Raw genomic sequence first — 17,740 nt, 5'->3', positions numbered from 1 at the left:
AGTGCCCCCTAGACGCTCTCCTACGCTGTCTCTTCCTTCTTCCGGACCTTCTTGCGCTCAGATGTTACCAGGAGCGGGTCCTTGCTCTTGCCCACAACGTCCTCGGTGACCACGCACTTGACCACATCGGACCTGGATGGGATGTCGTACATCACGTCCAGCATTATGTCCTCTATGATGGCCCTGAGACCCCTGGCGCCGGTGTTGCGCTTCATGGCCTCCCGAGCAACAGACTTCAGGGCTTCCTCAGTGAACTCCAGGTCAATTCCGTCCAGCTCGAAGAACTTCTGGTATTGCTTGACCATGGCATTCTTGGGCTCGGTGAGGATCCGGACTAGTGCATCCTCATCCAGAGCATCCAGCGTAACGATGATGGGCACGCGCCCCACAAACTCAGGGATCATTCCGAACTTAAGAAGGTCCTGGGGCAGGATCTGGTCAAGGATCTCACCTATCCGCAACTGCTCCTTGGTGCGGATATCGGCCCCAAATCCCATGATCTTCTTGCCTACTCTCGCCTGGATGATCTTGTCGACGCCCTCAAAGGCGCCGCCGCAGATAAAAAGGATGTTTGTGGTATCTATCTGGATGAATTCCTGGTGCGGGTGCTTGCGTCCCCCCTGCGGCGGAACGCTGGCCACAGTGCCCTCCAGTATCTTCAGCAACGCCTGCTGGACACCCTCGCCCGATACATCCCTCGTGATAGAGGGATTCTCGGATTTCCGGGCTATCTTGTCTATCTCGTCTATGTATACGATGCCCTTCTCCGCCTTCTCCACGTCGTAGTCAGCGGCCTGGATCAGCTTGAGGAGTATGTTCTCCACATCCTCACCGACGTAGCCGGCCTCTGTCAGCGACGTGGCATCAGCGATGGCAAAGGGAACGTTGAGAATACGGGCAAGCGTCTGAGCCAGCAGGGTCTTGCCAGAACCGGTCGGGCCTAGCATGACTATGTTGGACTTCTGGAGCTCGACATCGTCCACACGCCCGCCAAGGTTGACCCTCTTGTAGTGATTGTACACTGCCACTGACAGGATCTTCTTGGCCTTCTCCTGGCCTATGACGTACTCATCAAGGGTGGCCTTGATCTCCTTAGGCTTGGGGATGTGCTTGAGATCCAGCTCCTCCTCGTCCGCCAGTTCTTCCTCTATGATCTCGTTGCACAACTCCACACACTCATCGCAGATGTAGACCCCCGGACCGGCCACGAGCCGGCGCACCTGCTCCTGGTACTTTCCGCAGAAGGAGCACTTCAATTGGCCCTTTTCCTCGGTGAACTTGAACATGCTCCTCTCCTCCTACCTGCCGCCGCCCTTTGGTGTTTTTCTCCTGGACACGAAGATCTCGTCAATAAGGCCGTAGTCCTTAGCTTCTTCAACCGTCATGAAGAAGTCCCTCTCTGTGTCCCGCTCGATCTTCTCCATGGGCTGACCACTGTGATCCGCAAGGACCTTGTTGATTACCTGCCGGGTCCTGAGGATTTCCTTCGCGTGGATTTCTATCTCCGTTGCCTGTCCCTTGACACCACCCCAGGGCTGGTGGATAAGCACCTTGGCATTGGGGAGCGCGTAGCGTTTTCCCTTGGCTCCCCCTGCCAGTATCACCGCTGCCATGCTTGCTGCCATACCCACGCAAATGGTGGAAACGTCTGGTTTGATGTATTGCATCGTGTCATAGATCCCCAGGCCAGCCGATATGGAGCCTCCGGGGGAGTTGACATAAACGTGTACATCCCTGTCGGGGTCTTCCACCTCCAGGAAAAGCATCTGGGCCACGACCAGGTTGGCCACGGCGTCGTCTATGGCTGTGCCGATGAAGATGATCCTATCCTTAAGAAGCCTGGAGTATATGTCGTAGGCACGTTCCCCGCGGCCCGTCTGCTCTATTACCATTGGGACAAGGTAGTCGGCCAAAACTATCCCTCCTGCTTCTCCGTTTCTTCCCCTTGAACCCCGAGCAAGCTTTCCCAAGGCTCGCCCAAGAGGAGACCGGCGACTTTACTGCGTATGATGCCCCCCTGCACCTGTTCCATTCCCCCGCGGGACATCAATATCTTCCTGATTATCTCAGGTTTCTGTCCGTAGGCGGATGCCTGCCACTGGATGACCTTCTCAAAGTCACCCTCCTGAGCGGCGATGCCCTCGGCCTTGGCGATGGCATCTTCTACCAGGTACTGCTTGACTCTCTTCTCGGCCGCCTCTTTATACTCTTCCCTAACAGCTGCCTCGTCCTTGCCGGTGTGCTCGTACATGCCCTCTATGGTGAGACCGGCTCTTTCGAGCCTGTACTTGATCTCACCAATAATGTCGTCGATTTCCCTCTCAATCATAACCTCAGGAATGTCCACCTGGGTCTGGGAAACAGCCTGCTCCATTGCTTGCTTCTCCCGGTCGTGGAGCTCCCTCCGGGTCTTGTGGCTGGCAAGGGTATTCTTGATCTCGGTCTTTAAATCCTCTAACGTCTCGTACTCTCCCACGGTCTTGGCAAAACCATCGTCCAGTTCAGACAACCTTTTTTCCTTGATGCCCTGTACCTTTATCATCATTTGAACTGCCTTCCCCCGCAGGCTCTCATCGGGGTTATCTTCAGCGAACTTGATCTTGGCTGTCCTCTCTTCCCCGACTCGGGCTCCCTCAAGCGCCTGTTGAACCTCGGGATAGGAGGTCTCACCGCCCATCTCCACAGCGGCAATGGTGGGTTGCTGTGCAGGTTCGCCTTGGGCCTGGAGAACGTACTCAATAAAGGCTATTCGGCCCGTTGTCGCTTCGTCACCCTCCACCTCCACCAATTCTGCACGCCTGTCCCGGAGCGCTTCCAGCTCCTGGTGGATCTCCTCGTCAGTGACCTTGACCGGCTTCTTCTCCACCTTGATTTCCTTGTACGCTCCTAGCTGCACCTCGGGCTTCACGGTGACAGTGGCCTTGAACCTCAGGGACTTCCCTTCTGCTGCCTCCAGGAGTTCCAGGCTGGGCCGGTCCACAGGCACCACCTGGCTCTCCTTCACAGCCGCCGCGTATGAGGCAGGCAGGAGTTGCTCCAGGGCTTCCTCCATCAAGACGCCCTTGCCAATGTAGTTCTCGAGTATCGGCCGGGGTGCGCGACCCTTTCGGAAACCCGGTATGTTGTACTTCTTGACTAGCTTCCTGTAGGCCTGCTCCATGGCCTTATCCATGGCCTCGGCCTCAACCTCTACCTCAAGAAGCCTCTCGTTCTTGTTAGTCTCGGTTACGTTGACCTTCATATGAACCTCCCACTCCTAGTGTCACCACCTGGTGCAGCCATGGCCAGACTGCCAACGAAACGGTTTGGCCAGAGCTATCCACGGCCAAACCATCATCGTGATGAAGATCCACTTTGCTCGCGCCCTTGACGCGAAAGTGTACTTCGTCAACGGGAATTATACCGCTATATCAAGCCTGGCGCAAGTTCCCCGGACCCTGCGCCAGGCAGCAAAGCGTGTCGATATCGATACAGTGATGCTGTCTAGCTCTTGGGAGAACCAGTTCTCAGGGAGGCTAGTCTCTTCAGTACTCCGCCATAGGCAAGGCGCTTCATGACTATCTGGATGAACGTAGAGTAGATCACCACGTCTGCCACGGTGGATACTACCCTGGGGGGTATGGTCACCGCCCTGGGAATGCCAAAGAGCGTCTCAAGGAAGTAAGGCCTCAAGCCCACCGCTACTATACCCTGGCCCACAGCGACTGCCAGCATCAGGTGCATGATAGATGGCACCTCGGTAGTGCGAAACCACAGGATCAAGCCTGGGATGAACCCTGACAGAGCCTGGGCCACCGTGAAATGGGGCATGTAGGGGCCCATGGGGTTGATGAAGTAACCGATAAGGTCCTCCAGTGCCCCTGCCATGGCTCCAGCCCCCGGCCCGAACATGGCACCGGCCATTATGATGGGCAGGCTGCCAAAACCGATCCTGATCCCTTCGATGCCGCCGATGGCGATCCTCACGCTGGCCACCCTGGTCAAGACGATAGCTAGACCGATGAGCAAGGCCATGGAGGTAAGGCGGGCAGTGCTCTTGCGCACAAATAAACACCTCTCCTTCTTTCTCGGATGGCAGTAGCCACACCGGGGAGAAGGGAGGCTCCCTACGATGTGACAGCGGACGCGGCGCTCCACCGCAGGTCCACGCTGATGGTGGCCTTTCGTCTAGGGGCCACATCCCATCCCCTAGCACTTGACGCGAAGCACCTACTCTGCCCTTCCTTGTGTTGTTGTAGGTCCCACCGGACCTAGTTAAGTGTTCTCCTTCTATGCCATTTGCCAGATTCCTTTAACGGGCGAGACCAGGGTTCAAGAAATTGTTCCTTGCCTGTTGGCCCTAGGGACGACCCTGGAAGGTCATAGCCGCCTCGCCAGAGAAATCCCAATCCAGCGAAACCGTGGGGAGGGACTGAATTGGACCTGGTGAAGACCTTTTCCTTTATGATGCGTACCCGCATCCTGTATGGAACTGGATCCTTGCAGGGTTTGGGGTCGGAACTCCAGGAAATGGGTGTCCGCCGTGTTCTGTTGCTGACGGACCGTGGTGTCCGGAGGGCCGGTGTGGTGGACGGGATTGCAGAGACCGTGGAGTCCCTGGGGATAGACGTCACTTGGTTTGATGAGGTTGAGCCTAACCCCCGGGACAGCACCGTGGAGCGAGCGGCAGGCGTGGCCCGGGAGGTTGCCGCCGGTGGGCTGGTGGCTGTCGGCGGCGGGAGCGTGATAGATGCGGCCAAAGCAGCAGGGATCCTGGTGACCTCCGGGGGCAGGCTCCGGGACTACGAAGGCCGTGGCCGGGTTCCCCGGCCAATACCACCCCTTGTAGCTGTTCCTACAACCGCCGGGACGGGAAGTGAGGTCACATTCTCGTCAGTGATCACCGATACGGGGCGGCGGTACAAATTCAGCATAAACAGCCCCTTGGCCACAGCCAGGCTTGCTGTGCTGGACCCGGCGTTAACGGTGAGCATGCCGGCACCCATAACAGCCTCGACGGGCATGGACGCCCTGACTCACGCCATTGAGGCCTTGACTAGCACGAAGGCTAACCCCATTAGCAATGCGCTGTCCCTGTCAGCCATCCAGCTCATAGCCAAGCATCTTGCCACTGCCACCCGTGATGGAGAGAACCTGGAGGCCCGATCCGGCATGCTCATGGGGAGCCTCCTGGCGGGAATGGCCTTCGCCAATGCGGACGTGGCAGGTGTTCACTGCATGGCCGAGGCCCTGGGAGGGGTCTACGACACACCCCATGGAGTAGCCAACTCCATCTTCCTTCCCTACGTAATGGAATTCAATCTCCCCTCTTCCGCGGAGAAACTGGCACTCGTCGCCTCGGCCATGGGGGAGACTGTTACCGGGCTGTCAGTACCTGAGGCTGCCATGAGATCCGTGGAGGCTGTGAGGGCTCTGTCAGATGATCTGGACATACCCCGGTTCGGGGACTTGGGTATCGACCCCAGTGGCTTTGATGATCTGGCGAGGCTGGCTGCGGCTAACGGGTCTGCGGGAAGTAACCCGAGACCCGTTAGTAAAGAGGTCTTTGGTGACCTGTTCCGGAGGGCGTTGAGAGATAGTTAGCCCAGTGTGGTGAACTTCGGCACACGTGTGGTTGCTGGCCAGCATCTGGCCAGCCAGCCATTGCGCCATGTTAATGGAAACCTGGAGCGTTCGGCTGTATCCCCTGCCGGTGAGAGCGGGGGATACAGCCCCTAGCAATAAGCAATTCGACGTTGTCTTGGAGGGAAGACCACACGTGGAAGGGAGCAAAGGAATCCCACAACCTTGGGGGCCCACCAACCCACATCCTCTGTCACGCAGAACTGAACTAGTCTGGGAGGGGAAGTACGATGAATATGGAAGCCGGCGACCCGTGAAGCTCCCCGTTTCTCCCCTACCCCTCCAACACATAGAATCAATTGGTGTACCACGTAGCCGTGTAAGAACCGACCTGGTAAATACCTTCGACGAGCCTGCTTTTCTGCAAGAGATGCACCGTGACAACTTTCACAACATGCTCATCTGGGGAGACAACAAGCTGGTCATGAACTCTTTGCTGGAGCACTTGGGCGGAAGGATAGACCTGATATACATAGACCCACCCTTCGCGGTAGGTGCCGACTTCACTGTGCAGGTGCAACTCGGTGAAGAGAACGACACGCCTCTCAGGGAGCACTCCATCATGGAAGAAGTCGCCTACCGGGATACTTGGGGCAAAGGAACCGACTCCTACCAGCATATGATGTACGAACGTCTCGCTTTGATGCGTGACCTGCTCAGCGAACACGGGGCTATCTATGTGCACTGTGACTGGCGCATGAGCGGGTTCTTGCGAGGCTTGCTGGATGAGGTATTCGGGCCCGACTGCTTCCTGAACTCCATCGCATGGGTTTACGGGTCAAGTGCGCGAGGCGCAAAGGCGATAGCCTCGCAGTTTGCGCGTAATCACGATAACATCCTCTACTACAGGAAGTCCCCAGCCCATGTATTCAACGGCGACATTCTCCGAAGACTCTATACCTTCGAGGAGGCGAGGAAGGCGGGATTCAGGCAAGATGAATCAGGCCGGTGGTTCAAGACGGCGCCCCGGGGCGACTACACCGACGCCAGCATAGCTGCGTTAAGGGCAGAAGGACGGGTCCACGATACCCGGACGGGAAACGTTCGAATCAAGTACTTTCTCGATACGGAAGATCGTTATATCGTGGAATCCGTCCCCGTGGGTGATGCATGGCCGGACATCCCGGATGCGATGCATCTATCCGAACAGGAGAAGACCGGCTTTGACACCCAGAAGCCCGAATCTCTGCTTCAACGCATTATCCGGTCGTCATCAAACGAGGGCGACTTGGTGGCCGACTTCTTCTGTGGCTCAGGCACGACCATGGTAGTGGCAGAGAAACTAGGGCGCCGCTGGATCGGGGTGGATCTCGGACGCCACGCTATTCACATGTCCCGCAAGCGGCTCATCCATGTGCATCGCGAACTACGTGCTAAGGGAAGGCCTTGTCGCTCCTTTGATGTCTATAGCCTTGGCCGGCATGAGCGCCAGTGGTGGCAGAGTGAACGCCTCAAAGGGCTAGATGCAGCGTACCGGCACATTGTCCTGCGATTCTACGGAGCCTCCCCTCTGGGCAGTCCGCCCACCCCGCTACTCCATGGCGATAAACACGGCGCCCTGGTACACGTGGCTTCCGTTGATAGCGTCTTTGCCCTCAAAGATCTCAGAAAAGTAGCCAGAGCCGCTCAGTTAGCAGGAGCACGTGATCTACACTGTTTGGCTTGGGAGTTTGAAACGGATCTTGTTGCCAAGAAGCGGACACTTGAAGCCGAAGCTGGCCTCATCATTCACCTGAAGTACATCCCCAGGGAGATCATGGAGCCAAACCGTGCGGAGTGCCAGTTCTTCGAGGCTGGTCACCTGGAAGCAAAGGCAGTGAAAAAGGGGAAGAGGGTAGACGTGGAATTGGTGAGATTCACGCCATCACTGGCCGGTGTGCCCGGGGCAGAAGTAGCAGCGTTGCGAGAGCGGGCAATCTGGTCGCCATTGGACTTCATCGATTTCTGGGCAGTGGACTTCAAATGGCACGATGGCAAGACCTTCGAGCATCACTGGCAAGACTTCCGCACACGCAGGGACCGCACACTCAAGACGCGGAGCGACCTCGGTTGGGAATACGGCAAACCCGGCCGGTATGATATCTGCGTTAAGGTGACTGACGTCTTTGGGGTGGACACCACCACAGCTATTCAGGTGAAGGTGTAGCCTAGGGTCTTGTGTCTAGCAGAAAGCCGGCGCTTTAACCACATTCTTGGGGGAAGAAGACGATTCCCCACCGTTTGCCGAACTTCAAGGGAGGCAACCCGGCCAATGTGTAAGTGTGGGCAGGTGCAAGTTGGCCTCCCTGGGTGTTGCCTCACGTAAGAATCTAAACGAAGGGGATTCGTTGCCTCAGGTAGTTTTCTAAAGGAACGTGGCCGCGGAGGAGACGGTCACGTTCCGTATGGATACATCCTTATCCTTCTCCGCGCTGGCCTTGCTCAGCGCCATCTGGAGCCTCATGATCTTCCGCTTCAGTTCGGCCGGATTCATCTGGGCGAATGTTTCACGCAGATGCTCCTTGACGTTCTCTTCTACCTGGTCAGACGCCAAGACTCTTTGCTATGGGGTCTTGGCTTCATCGTATCGCTTTATGATCTTGGCGCTAAGCCTTTCTTTGCTGAGCAGTTTGAGCGATGGCTGGAAGAAGTTCTGATAGAGCCGCGCGACATCGTAGATCTGGTTGAGGATGTTGAGTTCCTTATCGGTCTCCAAACGACCGTATCCAGCGAGTCTTCTCACCACCGACCAGTTTTTCTGTTCCACGTAGCAGTTGTCGTTCTTCTTTCCGGCTCTGGATCTAGTGAAGGTGACTTGGTTTGCCTGGCAGAAGCGGAACAGGTGGTCGTTGATGAACGCGCTGTCGTTGTCGGAATCGATGCCCAGCAACGGCCAGCCTATCCCTGATAAGGGTCAATGCCTGAAAGACCCACCTTTGCGCTCTGTTTTTTGCCGCCCGGTTCTCTATCCAACCCGTGGCCACGTCGGTGACGTCAAGAGTGAAGAGGTATTCCCCCTGGGTGGAGCCTCCCCCATGGTCTACCAGGTCTATCTCGACAAACCCCGGCCTCAGGTCGTCCCACTGGCTGAAAGTACGGATCGGGATCTGATGCTTAAGCAGAGTACCGGGCTTTGTATGGGAGCGCCTCTTCAGCATGAAAGCCTTTCTGTCAGGGCTTGAGCAGCCGGTCGATAGTGGAAGCCGAGACGGACAGCAGTTTCTCTCTTACCTCCGGGGTAACGCTCAGTTCGCCACACTGCTCGAGCTTCGGGACAAGCCACCTCAAGCAGGGCGCCAGCCTCTTGCCGCAGGACAAGTCCATGACGTGCCAGATGCGTCTCAGTGGCGCCAGCACATCCTGGCCGTACGCCTTCTCCCGCCTCCGGCTCTTTTTCGCCTTGGGACCCGCCACAAGGCGGTACACCTTACCGTCAGACCCCCTTACGAGTACCTTCTTGACACATAGGCCGAGCAGGTAAGAAGCATAGGCCCTGTTGTAGCCCGTAAGGGTCACCAGGCTGTCAAGAATATCACCCTTCTCCTTCTTGCTGGCCCGCCGGTACTTCTTCGCCGCCTCCACAACCACATCCAGTCTGCTTTGCGTCGAGAGCCCCACCTCGCTCGCCCCCCTCTCGGACTTTCTCAAGAGGGGATCTTCGTTTAGATTCTTAGATTCTTAGGTGAGGCAACGAATCGGTTTCATCTAGATTCTTGGTGAGGCAACTCGCCTGTTGACACCATTAGGCGAGGATGGTATCATTTAGCCTAACAACCAAAGAGCGGCTGATAGAGCCTCTTATCCAGAGTGGCTGAGGGACTGGCCCAATGAAGCCCGGCAACCCTCAACCCTTTAAAGGGTTGAAAGGTGCCAATTCCTGCAGGACCTTAGGGTTCTGACAGATGAGAGGGGGATCCATTGATATTTGCCCCCTTCTCTCAAAGAAGGGGCTTTTTCGTGCCGCCGGGGAAGGAGCATTCTCAATGAAATCCTTGCGTTTTGACACACTGGCCATTCACGCTGGCCAGGTACCGGATCCGGTGACTGGTGCCCGGGCCGCACCCATCTACCAGACGACTTCATACGTCTTCCGGGACACGGCACACGCCGCCAGGTTGTTCGCCCTTGAAGAGACAGGAAACATCTACACTAGGATAATGAACCCCACCACGGAGGTCTTTGAAAAAAGGATGGCACAAGTCGAGGGCGGCGTTGCGGCCCTGGCCACGGCGTCCGGCCAGGCAGCCATAGCTTACGCCGTCCTCAATATCGCAAGGGCAGGAGACGAGATTGTCAGCTCATCTCATCTTTACGGGGGCACCTACAACCTCTTCTCCCAGACCCTGCCGAGGTTAGGCATAAGAGTACGCTTTGTGGACCCCACTGAGCCCGCCAACTTTCGCAAGGCTATAACCGGTAATACCCGGTTAGTCTATGCGGAGACTATAGGAAATCCCAGCCTTGGCGTGCTAGATATTGAGAGTGTGGCTGAAATGACCCACAGCGAATGCATCCCTCTGGTAATAGATAACACCCTGACTACTCCCTATCTTCTCAGGCCCTTCGACTATGGTGCGGACATCTCCGTTCACTCGGCCACTAAGTTCATTGGCGGGCACGGAACCTCCATTGGAGGAGTGCTGGTGGATTCCGGCCGGTTTCCCTGGAACAACGGGCGTTACCCCGAACTGACTGACCCTGACCCCTCGTACCATGGCGTAAGCTACTGGGATAAGTTCGGTCCGGCAGCCTTCGCCGCTAAGGCTAGGGTACAAATCCTCAGGGACTTGGGTGCCTGCCTCAGTCCCTTCAACGCCTTCCTATTCCTCCAGGGACTTGAGACCCTCTCTCTCAGGATGACGCGCCACAGCCAGAACGCCCTGGCAATAGCTGAGTTTCTAGGCAACCATCCCTTGGTAGAGTGGGTGAACTACCCAGGTTTGCGGAGCCATCCCACCCATCATCTAGCTGAGAGATACCTGACGTCCGGAGCTGGCGCCATACTCACCTTCGGTATCAAGGGTGGCCTCCAGGCGGGAAAAACCTTTATCGAAGCCCTCAAGATCTTCTCTCATTTGGCCAACGTGGGCGATGCCAAGTCTCTGGTAATCCATCCGGCCAGTACCACTCACCAGCAGCTTACCAGCGAACAGCAAGGAGAGACCGGGACGACCGAAGACTTGATAAGGCTATCCGTGGGCTTGGAGGACGTGAGAGATCTCATGGAAGACCTGGATCAAGCCCTCAAAAAGAGCCGGGGGAGTGCCTCATGACCTGTGACTACACGGTGGAAGCAGTGTGCGCTGCGGAAACCGGCGGGTTGCTGCCGGACACCCAGATCCTTAAGATCGGGGCGTTCCAGCTGGAACTTGGTGGAATCCTCCAGGACGTCACCGTGGCCTATGAGACCCGTGGTCACCTGGACGCGAACCGGGGGAATGTGGTTTTGGTAACCCATGCCCTCACGGGGGACTCCCACGTGGCAAAGGTAGAATCCGGGGATCCGGTGAAGGGTTGGTGGGATGGCCTTGTGGGGCCCGGGGCAGGCCTTGACACCCGGGAATACTTCGTAATCTGTTCGAACGTCCTTGGAGGGTGCCGTGGCACCACGGGACCCTCCTCGAGTAACCCAGTTACAGGCCACCCCTATGGCTCCGCCTTTCCTGTCATTACCGTAAAGGATATGGTACATCTTCAGAAGATCCTTATGGATCACCTGCAGATCAGGCGGCTCGCATGTGTCATCGGCGGCTCCCTGGGAGGCATGCAGGCGCTACAGTGGGCGGTATCCTATCCCACCGCCGTGGAGAAGGCCATCATCATAGCATCACCGGGAAGGACATCGCCCCAGTCCATCGCCTACAACGAGGTACAGCGCCAAGCCGTAATGGCTGACCCTAACTGGAGGGGCGGGGACTACTACGGATACGAGCCACCCTTGCGAGGGTTGGCCATCGCCAGGATGCTAGGAATGATAACCTATCATAGCCCAGCCTCCATGGAAAGGAAGTTCGGGAGGAAAGCAAGGCGATTGCCAGGGGAACCCGACGTTCGTTTCGAAGTGGAGGATTACCTGCATTATCACGGGGAGAAGATCACTATGAGATTCGATCCCAACAGCTACGTCTGCCTCACCAGGGCTATGGATCTCTTTGACGCGGGGAGCGGTTACCCGTCCTACCGGCACGCCCTGGAGCGAATTCACGCCAGCGTTCTGGTAGTAGGCATCCGCAGCGATATTCTTTACCCGACTTTCCAGCAACGGGAACTCGCGAGAGACCTCAGGGTGGCGGGCGTGAGAACCGCGTACAGGGAACTGGACTCCCCCTGGGGACACGATGCCTTCTTGATAGAAACCTGGGTTCTTGGAGCCGTCATCCAGGAGTTTCTACGGGCACCTGTACAAAGGCAACTCTAAGTGGTTTGAGAACCCCAAAGTACACCATTCGGGCGGGTTGGTCCGTCTGCTAGCATAGCCGGGTGAAGTGTGCTACAATATGCCCGGAATTATTAGCAATTAGCTTTAAATTGGGGGGATCTTGATGAAGATTCCCACCAGGGCACGCTACGCCGTGAGGGCTCTATGCCGCTTGGCCCTGATGTCGAAAGAAGGGCCCGTGCCCCTCTCACGCATTGCCGAGCGTGAGAGTATATCCAGGCAATACCTGAGCCTTCTCTTTCACCAGCTTAGGAAGGCAGGGTTTGTGGAGGCAGACAGGGGTATAAACGGTGGTTATAGACTCTCCAGGGACCCCGGAGGGATTAGCCTGGCTTCCGTGATCCGCGCCGTGGATGGGCCCATCGCCCCTCTGGGCTGTCTCCTTCCTCCTGACCAGAACCCTAAGGGCCCATGTGAGAGGGAGACTACGTGCTTGACCCGGCCCGCCTGGGCTTCACTCCAGCGCAAGATGGAGGAGGTCCTGGAATCCATAACCATAGGCTCCCTCATTAACCGCGTTCCTGAGGGATACGGGGGTAAAGACCTTGGATCATGAAGGAAACAGGTACTCCCGCCAGGTACTGGTACAGGAGATAGGCGAAGACGGCCAGGAGAGAATCGGGAAGGGATTGGCGGTAGTTATAGGTCTCGGCGCTCTCGGAAGTACCGTCGCAAACCTCCTGGCAAGGGCTGGGGTAGGTGCGCTGCGCATGGTGGACCGGGACTTCGTGGAGTGGACCAACCTGCAACGGCAAGGGCTCTATGACGAAGAGGACGTCAGGAACAACCTGCCGAAGGCTGTCGCCGCGGAGCAGCACCTGAGGAGGGTGAATTCGGAAACCCGTTACGAGGCTCTGGTCGAGGATGTCAATCCGACCAATGTAGAAAGGGTGGTGGCGGGAGCCTCCGTTGTGCTGGACGGTCTTGACAACTTCTATACCAGGGCCTTGATTAACGAGGCCTGCGTCAAGGCGGGCACTCCCTGGATCCACGGCGCCTGTATATCCACCTACGGCACCGTCGCCACTGTTGTCCCGGGAGACACTGCCTGTTACAATTGCCTTTTCCCCGGAGCCGCCACCATGATCTCCCCCTATACCTGCGATACCGTTGGGGTGCTGGGACCCGTAGCCTTTGCTGTGGCATCCTGGGAGGCTTTGGAAGCCCTGAAAATACTGGCCGGTAGGCTATCCAAGGTTTCTAGGTACCTGATGGCTTTTGATCTCTGGGATAGCCTTGCCAATTTCGTATCAGTCAGTCGCGACCCCGAGTGTTCCGTCTGTGGACACAGGGAATTCGATCTGTTGAGCAAGCCTGAACCTATGATGATATCATCTATATGTGGGCAGAACGCCGTGCAGGTCGTGCCCGAGCATGCTGTGAACTTCGATTTTGAGGCCACAACTGCCAGGCTTGAAAGGCTGTTTCCTGTAATGGTCAACAGGTATCTCCTGAGAGCTGCCTGCGGTGACCAGGAAATCGTGCTTTTTCGTGATGGCAGGGCCATGATCCTCGGCACATCCGACCCGAGGCTGGCCAAGACCCTTTATGCCAAGTACATTGGAGGCTAAGGGATGAACGAAGACTTCATATACCTGGATAATGCAGCCACTACGTGGCCTAAACCTGAGGTAGTCTATGAAGCTGTGGCCCGGTGCCTGCGAGAGTCCGGGGCAAACCCTGGCAGGGCTTCCCATAGGATGTCTGTGGCCGCCGAGTGGATTATCGGCGAAACCCGGGCGCTGGTGGCAGGCTTCTTCGGGGCGCCATCACCCTCTCACGTGATATTCACGCTAAACTGCACGGATGCCTTGAACATGGCCCTAAAGGGCCTCCTCAGGCCCGGCGACAAGGTTGTGACAGGTCCCTATGAGCACAACTCGGTTATGAGGCCGCTCAGACACCTGCAAACCCGGGGGGTCTCCCTGCGGGCGGTAGATGGCACCCAAAACTTGACTGTGAACTTGGAGCAATTCAGGGAAGAGTGCCGGGGCGGCGCGAAACTGGTGGTGGTCTCTCACGCCTCAAACGTCACAGGTCGGACACAGCCAATAAGGGAGATGGCGGAGATCGTTCATGAAAGCGGGGGCCTCTTCCTTCTAGATGCTGCTCAGACAGCAGGGAAAATGGAAATAGACGTCCGAGATCTCGGGGTTGACCTGGTGGTAGCCCCGGGACACAAAGGCCTCCTGGGACCCATGGGCGTAGGTCTCCTGATCATGAGCCGGGAACTGGACATAGAACCCCTTAGGGAGGGTGGAACGGGAGTCGGGTCCGAAGAGGAGTTTCACCCCCGTGACCTGCCCTGGGCGCTGGAGGCAGGGACGCCCAACCTTCCAGGGATCGCGGGACTGGGGGCTGGGGTCAAGTTCCTCCGATCTGTGGGGCTCAAGGCAGTAAGGGCAAAGGAGGCTGAACTCTCCGCCCTACTGGTCCAAGGTCTGGAAAGGATCCCAGGAGTCCAGGTTTTTCAGGGCCCTGGGGGCCCTGAGAATGGGATTGTGTCTTTCACCATCCGTGGCTGCGAGGCATCTGTGGCAGGAACGATTCTGGACCAAACCTTTGCCATTGGTGTCAGGCCAGGGCTTCACTGTTCGCCTGACGCCCATAAGGCCTTGGGAACCTTTCCCCAGGGAACAATACGGGCCAGTTTCGGATACTTTAACCAGCCAGACCACGTGGAGAGGCTCGTCTCAGCGATCGGCCAGATCGCCGAGGAGAGCCGCTACTAAAACGACGAAAACGCCATGCCTGGCCATCGTGCGATAGGGTTATCCCAAGACGAGTGCTTTCGATATCCCTTACCCACCCGAAGTGGGCGACCAGGTTCACGGAAGGTTTCCAGGACGTTCTCGCTCGCACGCCAGAAACAGGGCTGGGTATGCCCCTTAAAGCCCGTACCCAATGGCAAAGGCAAGATAAGTCGTACTGCCGGAGCACTCAGGCGATCGGTTTTTGGGAACTGGCCACTCATGGCAAGATCTTTCGTGGCCCTTCGTTAAGATACAGGGGGCAAGAGGAGGAAGGCAGATGAGAGTCGCAGACAGCATAACGGATCTCATAGGCAACACACCCATGGTGCGCCTTAACAGGTTGGCGTGGGGAGCGGGAGCCACCATCGTGGCGAAACTGGAGTTCTTCAACCCTGCATCTAGTGTTAAGGACCGCATTGCTCTTAGCATGATCGAAGATGCCGAAAAGGCCAACCTGATTGGGGAAGACACCATCATCCTGGAGCCGACCAGCGGGAATACTGGAATCGGATTGGCCTTTGTATGCGCCGCCAAGGGATACAAGTGTACTTTGGTGATGCCAGATACCATGAGCTCCGAACGGCGGGTCTTGCTCCGAGCATTCGGAGCGGAACTCATCCTAACGCCGGGCACGGAGGGAATGCGGGGTGCAGTCAACAAGGCCGATTCCATGGCTGCTTCAGACAGCCGTTATCTCATACTGCAGCAATTCAAGAACCCTGCCAACCCCGAAATCCACCGCATTACTACAGCGGAGGAGATATGGCGGGACACTGGAGGAAGGATCGACGCCCTGGTCTCAGGTGTGGGGACTGGCGGCACCCTTACCGGTGTAGCAGAGATCCTCAAGGCACGGAAGCCCTCTCTGCAGGCCATCGGTGTAGAACCGACTGGCTCACCAGTACTCTCTGGCGGGCAACCGGGACCCCACAAGATCCAGGGTATCGGCGCGGGCTTCGTTCCAGATGTCCTTAACATGGCTATCATAGACCGGGTGATAGGAGTCACGGATGAAGAGGCCTTAGAAATGGCACGCCGGGTGGCCCGGGAAGAGGGCATCCTGGTAGGAATTTCGTCGGGAGCGGCTCTTCACGCAGCTGTCCAGGTGGCAAGCCTTCCCGAGAACACAGGGAAGATGGTAGTAGTAATCATACCTTCTTGCGGTGAACGCTACCTCAGCACTGTCTTGTTTGACCATCTCAGAGATGCATGAACACAGCTTCTCCGCAAGAAGCGTGTGGAAGCACGATAATGACAAACCGACTCCATGTAGGGTTATTGTGTTAACCGGTGGGCTTTAGGCTTGGTGCGGGCGGTGGGATTTGAACCCACACGGGGTGTCCCCCACAGGATCCTAAGTCCTGCGCGAATGCCAATTCCGCCACACCCGCTAGACAATATGGTGGGCCATGATGGTATCGAACCATCGACACCCCGCTTAAAAGGCGGGTGCTCTGCCACTGAGCTAATGGCCCACGGTTTTTGGCTGGGGCGGTAGGATTCGAACCTACGGATCAGGGATCCAAAGTCCCTTGCCTTACCGCTTGGCTACGCCCCACACAGAAAAATGGGGTGAGTGACGGGAATCGAACCCGCGGCCTTGGGAGCCACAATCCCACGCTCTAACCAGCTGAGCTACACCCACCACAAATCTAATCTAAGTGGCGCGCCTGGCAGGAATCGAACCTGCGGCCAACGGATTAGAAGTCCGTTGCTCTATCCCCTGAGCTACAGGCGCTCAAGAACTGTCATGACTCTTCACAGGGGTTTATGCCAAGGCGCTTCGTCTACCAGTCGCAGATCGTCATGGCTATTCGTGCACCCTTAACCGCCCAGTGTGACTTCCAGTCCTGAGGTTCACAATATATGATACCCTGTTTTGCACCTGAGATCAACGGGCAGGTACCAGGGCCAGAGGTTCCGCAGACTCTGGGTTTCTTGAACTTAAGGGCCTGGCTCTAAAAAGCTGGCACGTTCTCCATAGTTTCGAATTAGGCAAAAAATCCTGACCCAATAGAGCTTTTAATTCAGTGACGGTTTCCGTTTCGAGCCTGTTCTTAGGGCTCTGGGCGACATCATCCTCGTCCGTTCCTATTGTCACCGGGGGTGACCCGCATGAGCACCCTGGTAGCGCCGGCGGGATCTTTCCTTCAGGGCTCCAGATTCCAGGCCGGATTGGCGGGATCTTCGTTGGCGCCAAGCAGGTCGAAGCTACCGCCAAGAAGCTCGGCGCCACCATCGCCACCGATGAGGCCGCCATCGAGGAAAAACCGAACCCGAGCGATACCATGTACGCCGTGGACGGAACCGGTATCCCCATGCGCCCGAACGAGGTGGCTTGCAGACCCGGCAAGTAGGCCGACGGGTCATCGAAGACCAGGGAGGTCAGCGCGTGGTCTGGACCGCCGATGATCGGGACGACGAGGGCAATCCGGTGCGCGACCCGGGATCGGTGAGCTATTCAGCCGCCATAGAAATCTGCGCCTGGGATAACGCCTGCAAAGACACCCCACCTTTCGCCCTTCGGGTCGAGCGGGAATTGAAGAGGCGCGGTTTCTTCCTCGCCCGGCGCCAGGTCTTTATCGGCGACGGGGCCCCATGGATCTGGAACCTCGCCTCCACGATCGTCCCGGAGGCCATCCAGATCGTCGACCTGTACCACGCCAAGGAGCACCTCAGCCAACTCGCCAGCAGCATTTCCGGCGTCGGTACCGACCTGGCCAGGAAGTGGGCGACTGGCGCCATGATGAACCGGAGTCGGGGAACCTTGATGCCCTCTCACAGGCAATCCGCTGTCAGAGAACACCCGATGCAGACATCGGTTCCATGACCTCAATGGAGTTCGAGTACTTCAGCAATAACCGCCAGCGGATGCGTTATGACTACTCTCGCTCCCTCGGCCTCTGCGTGGGTTCCGGCGTGGTGGAATCCAGGCTGCAAGGTGGTG

The 17,740-nt window shown here is 57.2% G+C and carries 17 protein-coding genes, 5 tRNA genes and 2 riboswitches; of the genes, 10 read left to right on the top strand and 12 right to left on the bottom strand.

Translation table 11 applies throughout. From position 1 onward, the window contains the following. Window positions 1–20 precede the first annotated feature (20 nt). From clpX to AB1576_06665, 4 genes are all read right to left on the bottom strand, one after another. Window positions 21–1,286 (bottom strand): ATP-dependent Clp protease ATP-binding subunit ClpX, encoded by a 1,266-nt coding sequence (gene clpX / locus AB1576_06680; protein ID MEW6081444.1) that lies wholly within the window; start codon window positions 1,284–1,286, stop codon window positions 21–23. 12 nt (window positions 1,287–1,298) lie between these two features. Continuing rightward, the gene (clpP, locus tag AB1576_06675) at window positions 1,299–1,892 is read right to left on the bottom strand and encodes an ATP-dependent Clp endopeptidase proteolytic subunit ClpP (protein MEW6081443.1); all 594 of its coding nucleotides are present in this window, start codon (window positions 1,890–1,892) and stop codon (window positions 1,299–1,301) included. Window positions 1,893–1,915: 23 nt separating this feature from the next. Then, window positions 1,916–3,241: a trigger factor gene (gene tig, locus AB1576_06670; protein ID MEW6081442.1), complete on the bottom strand. Its 1,326-nt coding sequence runs from the start codon at window positions 3,239–3,241 to the stop codon at window positions 1,916–1,918. A gap of 242 nt (window positions 3,242–3,483) precedes the next feature. Beyond that, the gene (locus tag AB1576_06665; GenBank protein ID MEW6081441.1) at window positions 3,484–4,044 is read right to left on the bottom strand and encodes a folate family ECF transporter S component; all 561 of its coding nucleotides are present in this window, start codon (window positions 4,042–4,044) and stop codon (window positions 3,484–3,486) included. A 71-nt stretch (window positions 4,045–4,115) separates the two neighbouring features. Then, a riboswitch (THF riboswitch) is annotated at window positions 4,116–4,219 on the bottom strand. A gap of 206 nt (window positions 4,220–4,425) precedes the next feature. Here AB1576_06665 and AB1576_06660 point away from each other — a divergent pair. After that, window positions 4,426–5,583 carry an iron-containing alcohol dehydrogenase gene (locus AB1576_06660; protein MEW6081440.1) on the top strand — a complete coding sequence of 386 codons (1,158 nt, stop codon included), beginning with the start codon at window positions 4,426–4,428 and terminating at the stop codon, window positions 5,581–5,583. 463 nt (window positions 5,584–6,046) lie between these two features. Continuing rightward, window positions 6,047–7,768: a site-specific DNA-methyltransferase gene (locus AB1576_06655; GenBank protein ID MEW6081439.1), complete on the top strand. Its 1,722-nt coding sequence runs from the start codon at window positions 6,047–6,049 to the stop codon at window positions 7,766–7,768. Window positions 7,769–7,966: 198 nt separating this feature from the next. Here the strand turns inward: AB1576_06655 and AB1576_06650 are convergent, their stop codons facing one another. The 3 genes from AB1576_06650 to AB1576_06640 all read right to left on the bottom strand — a co-directional run bounded on the left by AB1576_06650 (window position 7,967) and on the right by AB1576_06640 (window position 9,219). After that, window positions 7,967–8,155 carry a hypothetical protein gene (locus AB1576_06650; GenBank protein MEW6081438.1) on the bottom strand — a complete coding sequence of 63 codons (189 nt, stop codon included), beginning with the start codon at window positions 8,153–8,155 and terminating at the stop codon, window positions 7,967–7,969. A 9-nt stretch (window positions 8,156–8,164) separates the two neighbouring features. Then, entirely contained in the window at window positions 8,165–8,491 is a 327-nt protein-coding gene (locus AB1576_06645; GenBank protein MEW6081437.1) for a hypothetical protein, read from the bottom strand. 281 nt (window positions 8,492–8,772) lie between these two features. After that, entirely contained in the window at window positions 8,773–9,219 is a 447-nt protein-coding gene (locus AB1576_06640; protein MEW6081436.1) for a hypothetical protein, read from the bottom strand. 177 nt (window positions 9,220–9,396) lie between these two features. Beyond that, window positions 9,397–9,510: riboswitch (SAM riboswitch) on the top strand. A 74-nt stretch (window positions 9,511–9,584) separates the two neighbouring features. Between AB1576_06640 and AB1576_06635 the strand changes: the two genes are divergently transcribed. The 6 genes from AB1576_06635 (at window position 9,585) to cysK (ending at window position 16,006) form a co-directional block, all read left to right on the top strand. Beyond that, entirely contained in the window at window positions 9,585–10,874 is a 1,290-nt protein-coding gene (locus AB1576_06635; GenBank protein MEW6081435.1) for a homocysteine synthase, read from the top strand. Then, the gene (locus AB1576_06630; protein ID MEW6081434.1) at window positions 10,871–12,019 is read left to right on the top strand and encodes a homoserine O-acetyltransferase; all 1,149 of its coding nucleotides are present in this window, start codon (window positions 10,871–10,873) and stop codon (window positions 12,017–12,019) included. Before AB1576_06635 ends, AB1576_06630 begins: the two co-directional genes overlap by 4 nt. Before the next feature lie 124 nt (window positions 12,020–12,143). Further along, window positions 12,144–12,596: an Rrf2 family transcriptional regulator gene (locus AB1576_06625; GenBank protein ID MEW6081433.1), complete on the top strand. Its 453-nt coding sequence runs from the start codon at window positions 12,144–12,146 to the stop codon at window positions 12,594–12,596. After that, window positions 12,586–13,611, top strand: a complete 1,026-nt coding sequence (locus AB1576_06620; protein ID MEW6081432.1) for a ThiF family adenylyltransferase — start codon at window positions 12,586–12,588, stop codon at window positions 13,609–13,611. The genes AB1576_06625 and AB1576_06620 overlap by 11 nt, the downstream gene beginning before the upstream one ends. A gap of 3 nt (window positions 13,612–13,614) precedes the next feature. After that, entirely contained in the window at window positions 13,615–14,772 is a 1,158-nt protein-coding gene (locus AB1576_06615) for an aminotransferase class V-fold PLP-dependent enzyme (protein ID MEW6081431.1), read from the top strand. A gap of 298 nt (window positions 14,773–15,070) precedes the next feature. After that, window positions 15,071–16,006, top strand: coding sequence for a cysteine synthase A (gene cysK, locus AB1576_06610; GenBank protein ID MEW6081430.1), 936 nt, complete (start codon window positions 15,071–15,073; stop codon window positions 16,004–16,006). Window positions 16,007–16,097: 91 nt separating this feature from the next. Here cysK and AB1576_06605 read toward each other — a convergent pair. The 5 genes from AB1576_06605 to AB1576_06585 form a co-directional block, all read right to left on the bottom strand. Next, window positions 16,098–16,184, bottom strand: a tRNA-Leu gene (locus AB1576_06605). A 9-nt stretch (window positions 16,185–16,193) separates the two neighbouring features. Next, window positions 16,194–16,268: transfer RNA gene (locus tag AB1576_06600), tRNA-Lys, on the bottom strand. 8 nt (window positions 16,269–16,276) lie between these two features. Then, window positions 16,277–16,351, bottom strand: a tRNA-Gln gene (locus tag AB1576_06595). A 10-nt stretch (window positions 16,352–16,361) separates the two neighbouring features. Then, window positions 16,362–16,438: transfer RNA gene (locus AB1576_06590), tRNA-His, on the bottom strand. A 17-nt stretch (window positions 16,439–16,455) separates the two neighbouring features. Further along, window positions 16,456–16,531, bottom strand: a tRNA-Arg gene (locus tag AB1576_06585). A 292-nt stretch (window positions 16,532–16,823) separates the two neighbouring features. On the opposite strand from AB1576_06585, the gene AB1576_06580 reads away from it, so the two are divergent. After that, the gene (locus AB1576_06580; GenBank protein MEW6081429.1) at window positions 16,824–17,150 is read left to right on the top strand and encodes a hypothetical protein; all 327 of its coding nucleotides are present in this window, start codon (window positions 16,824–16,826) and stop codon (window positions 17,148–17,150) included. 35 nt (window positions 17,151–17,185) lie between these two features. Beyond that, window positions 17,186–17,623 carry a hypothetical protein gene (locus AB1576_06575; protein ID MEW6081428.1) on the top strand — a complete coding sequence of 146 codons (438 nt, stop codon included), beginning with the start codon at window positions 17,186–17,188 and terminating at the stop codon, window positions 17,621–17,623. Window positions 17,624–17,740: the final 117 nt, after the last annotated feature.

The organism is Bacillota bacterium (assembly GCA_040754315.1).
Lineage (GTDB): Bacteria > Bacillota > Sulfobacillia > DUSP01 > JBFMCS01 > JBFMCS01.
Note: the sequence above shows the minus strand (reverse complement) of the source record. Positions and strands in the feature narration are given on the sequence as shown.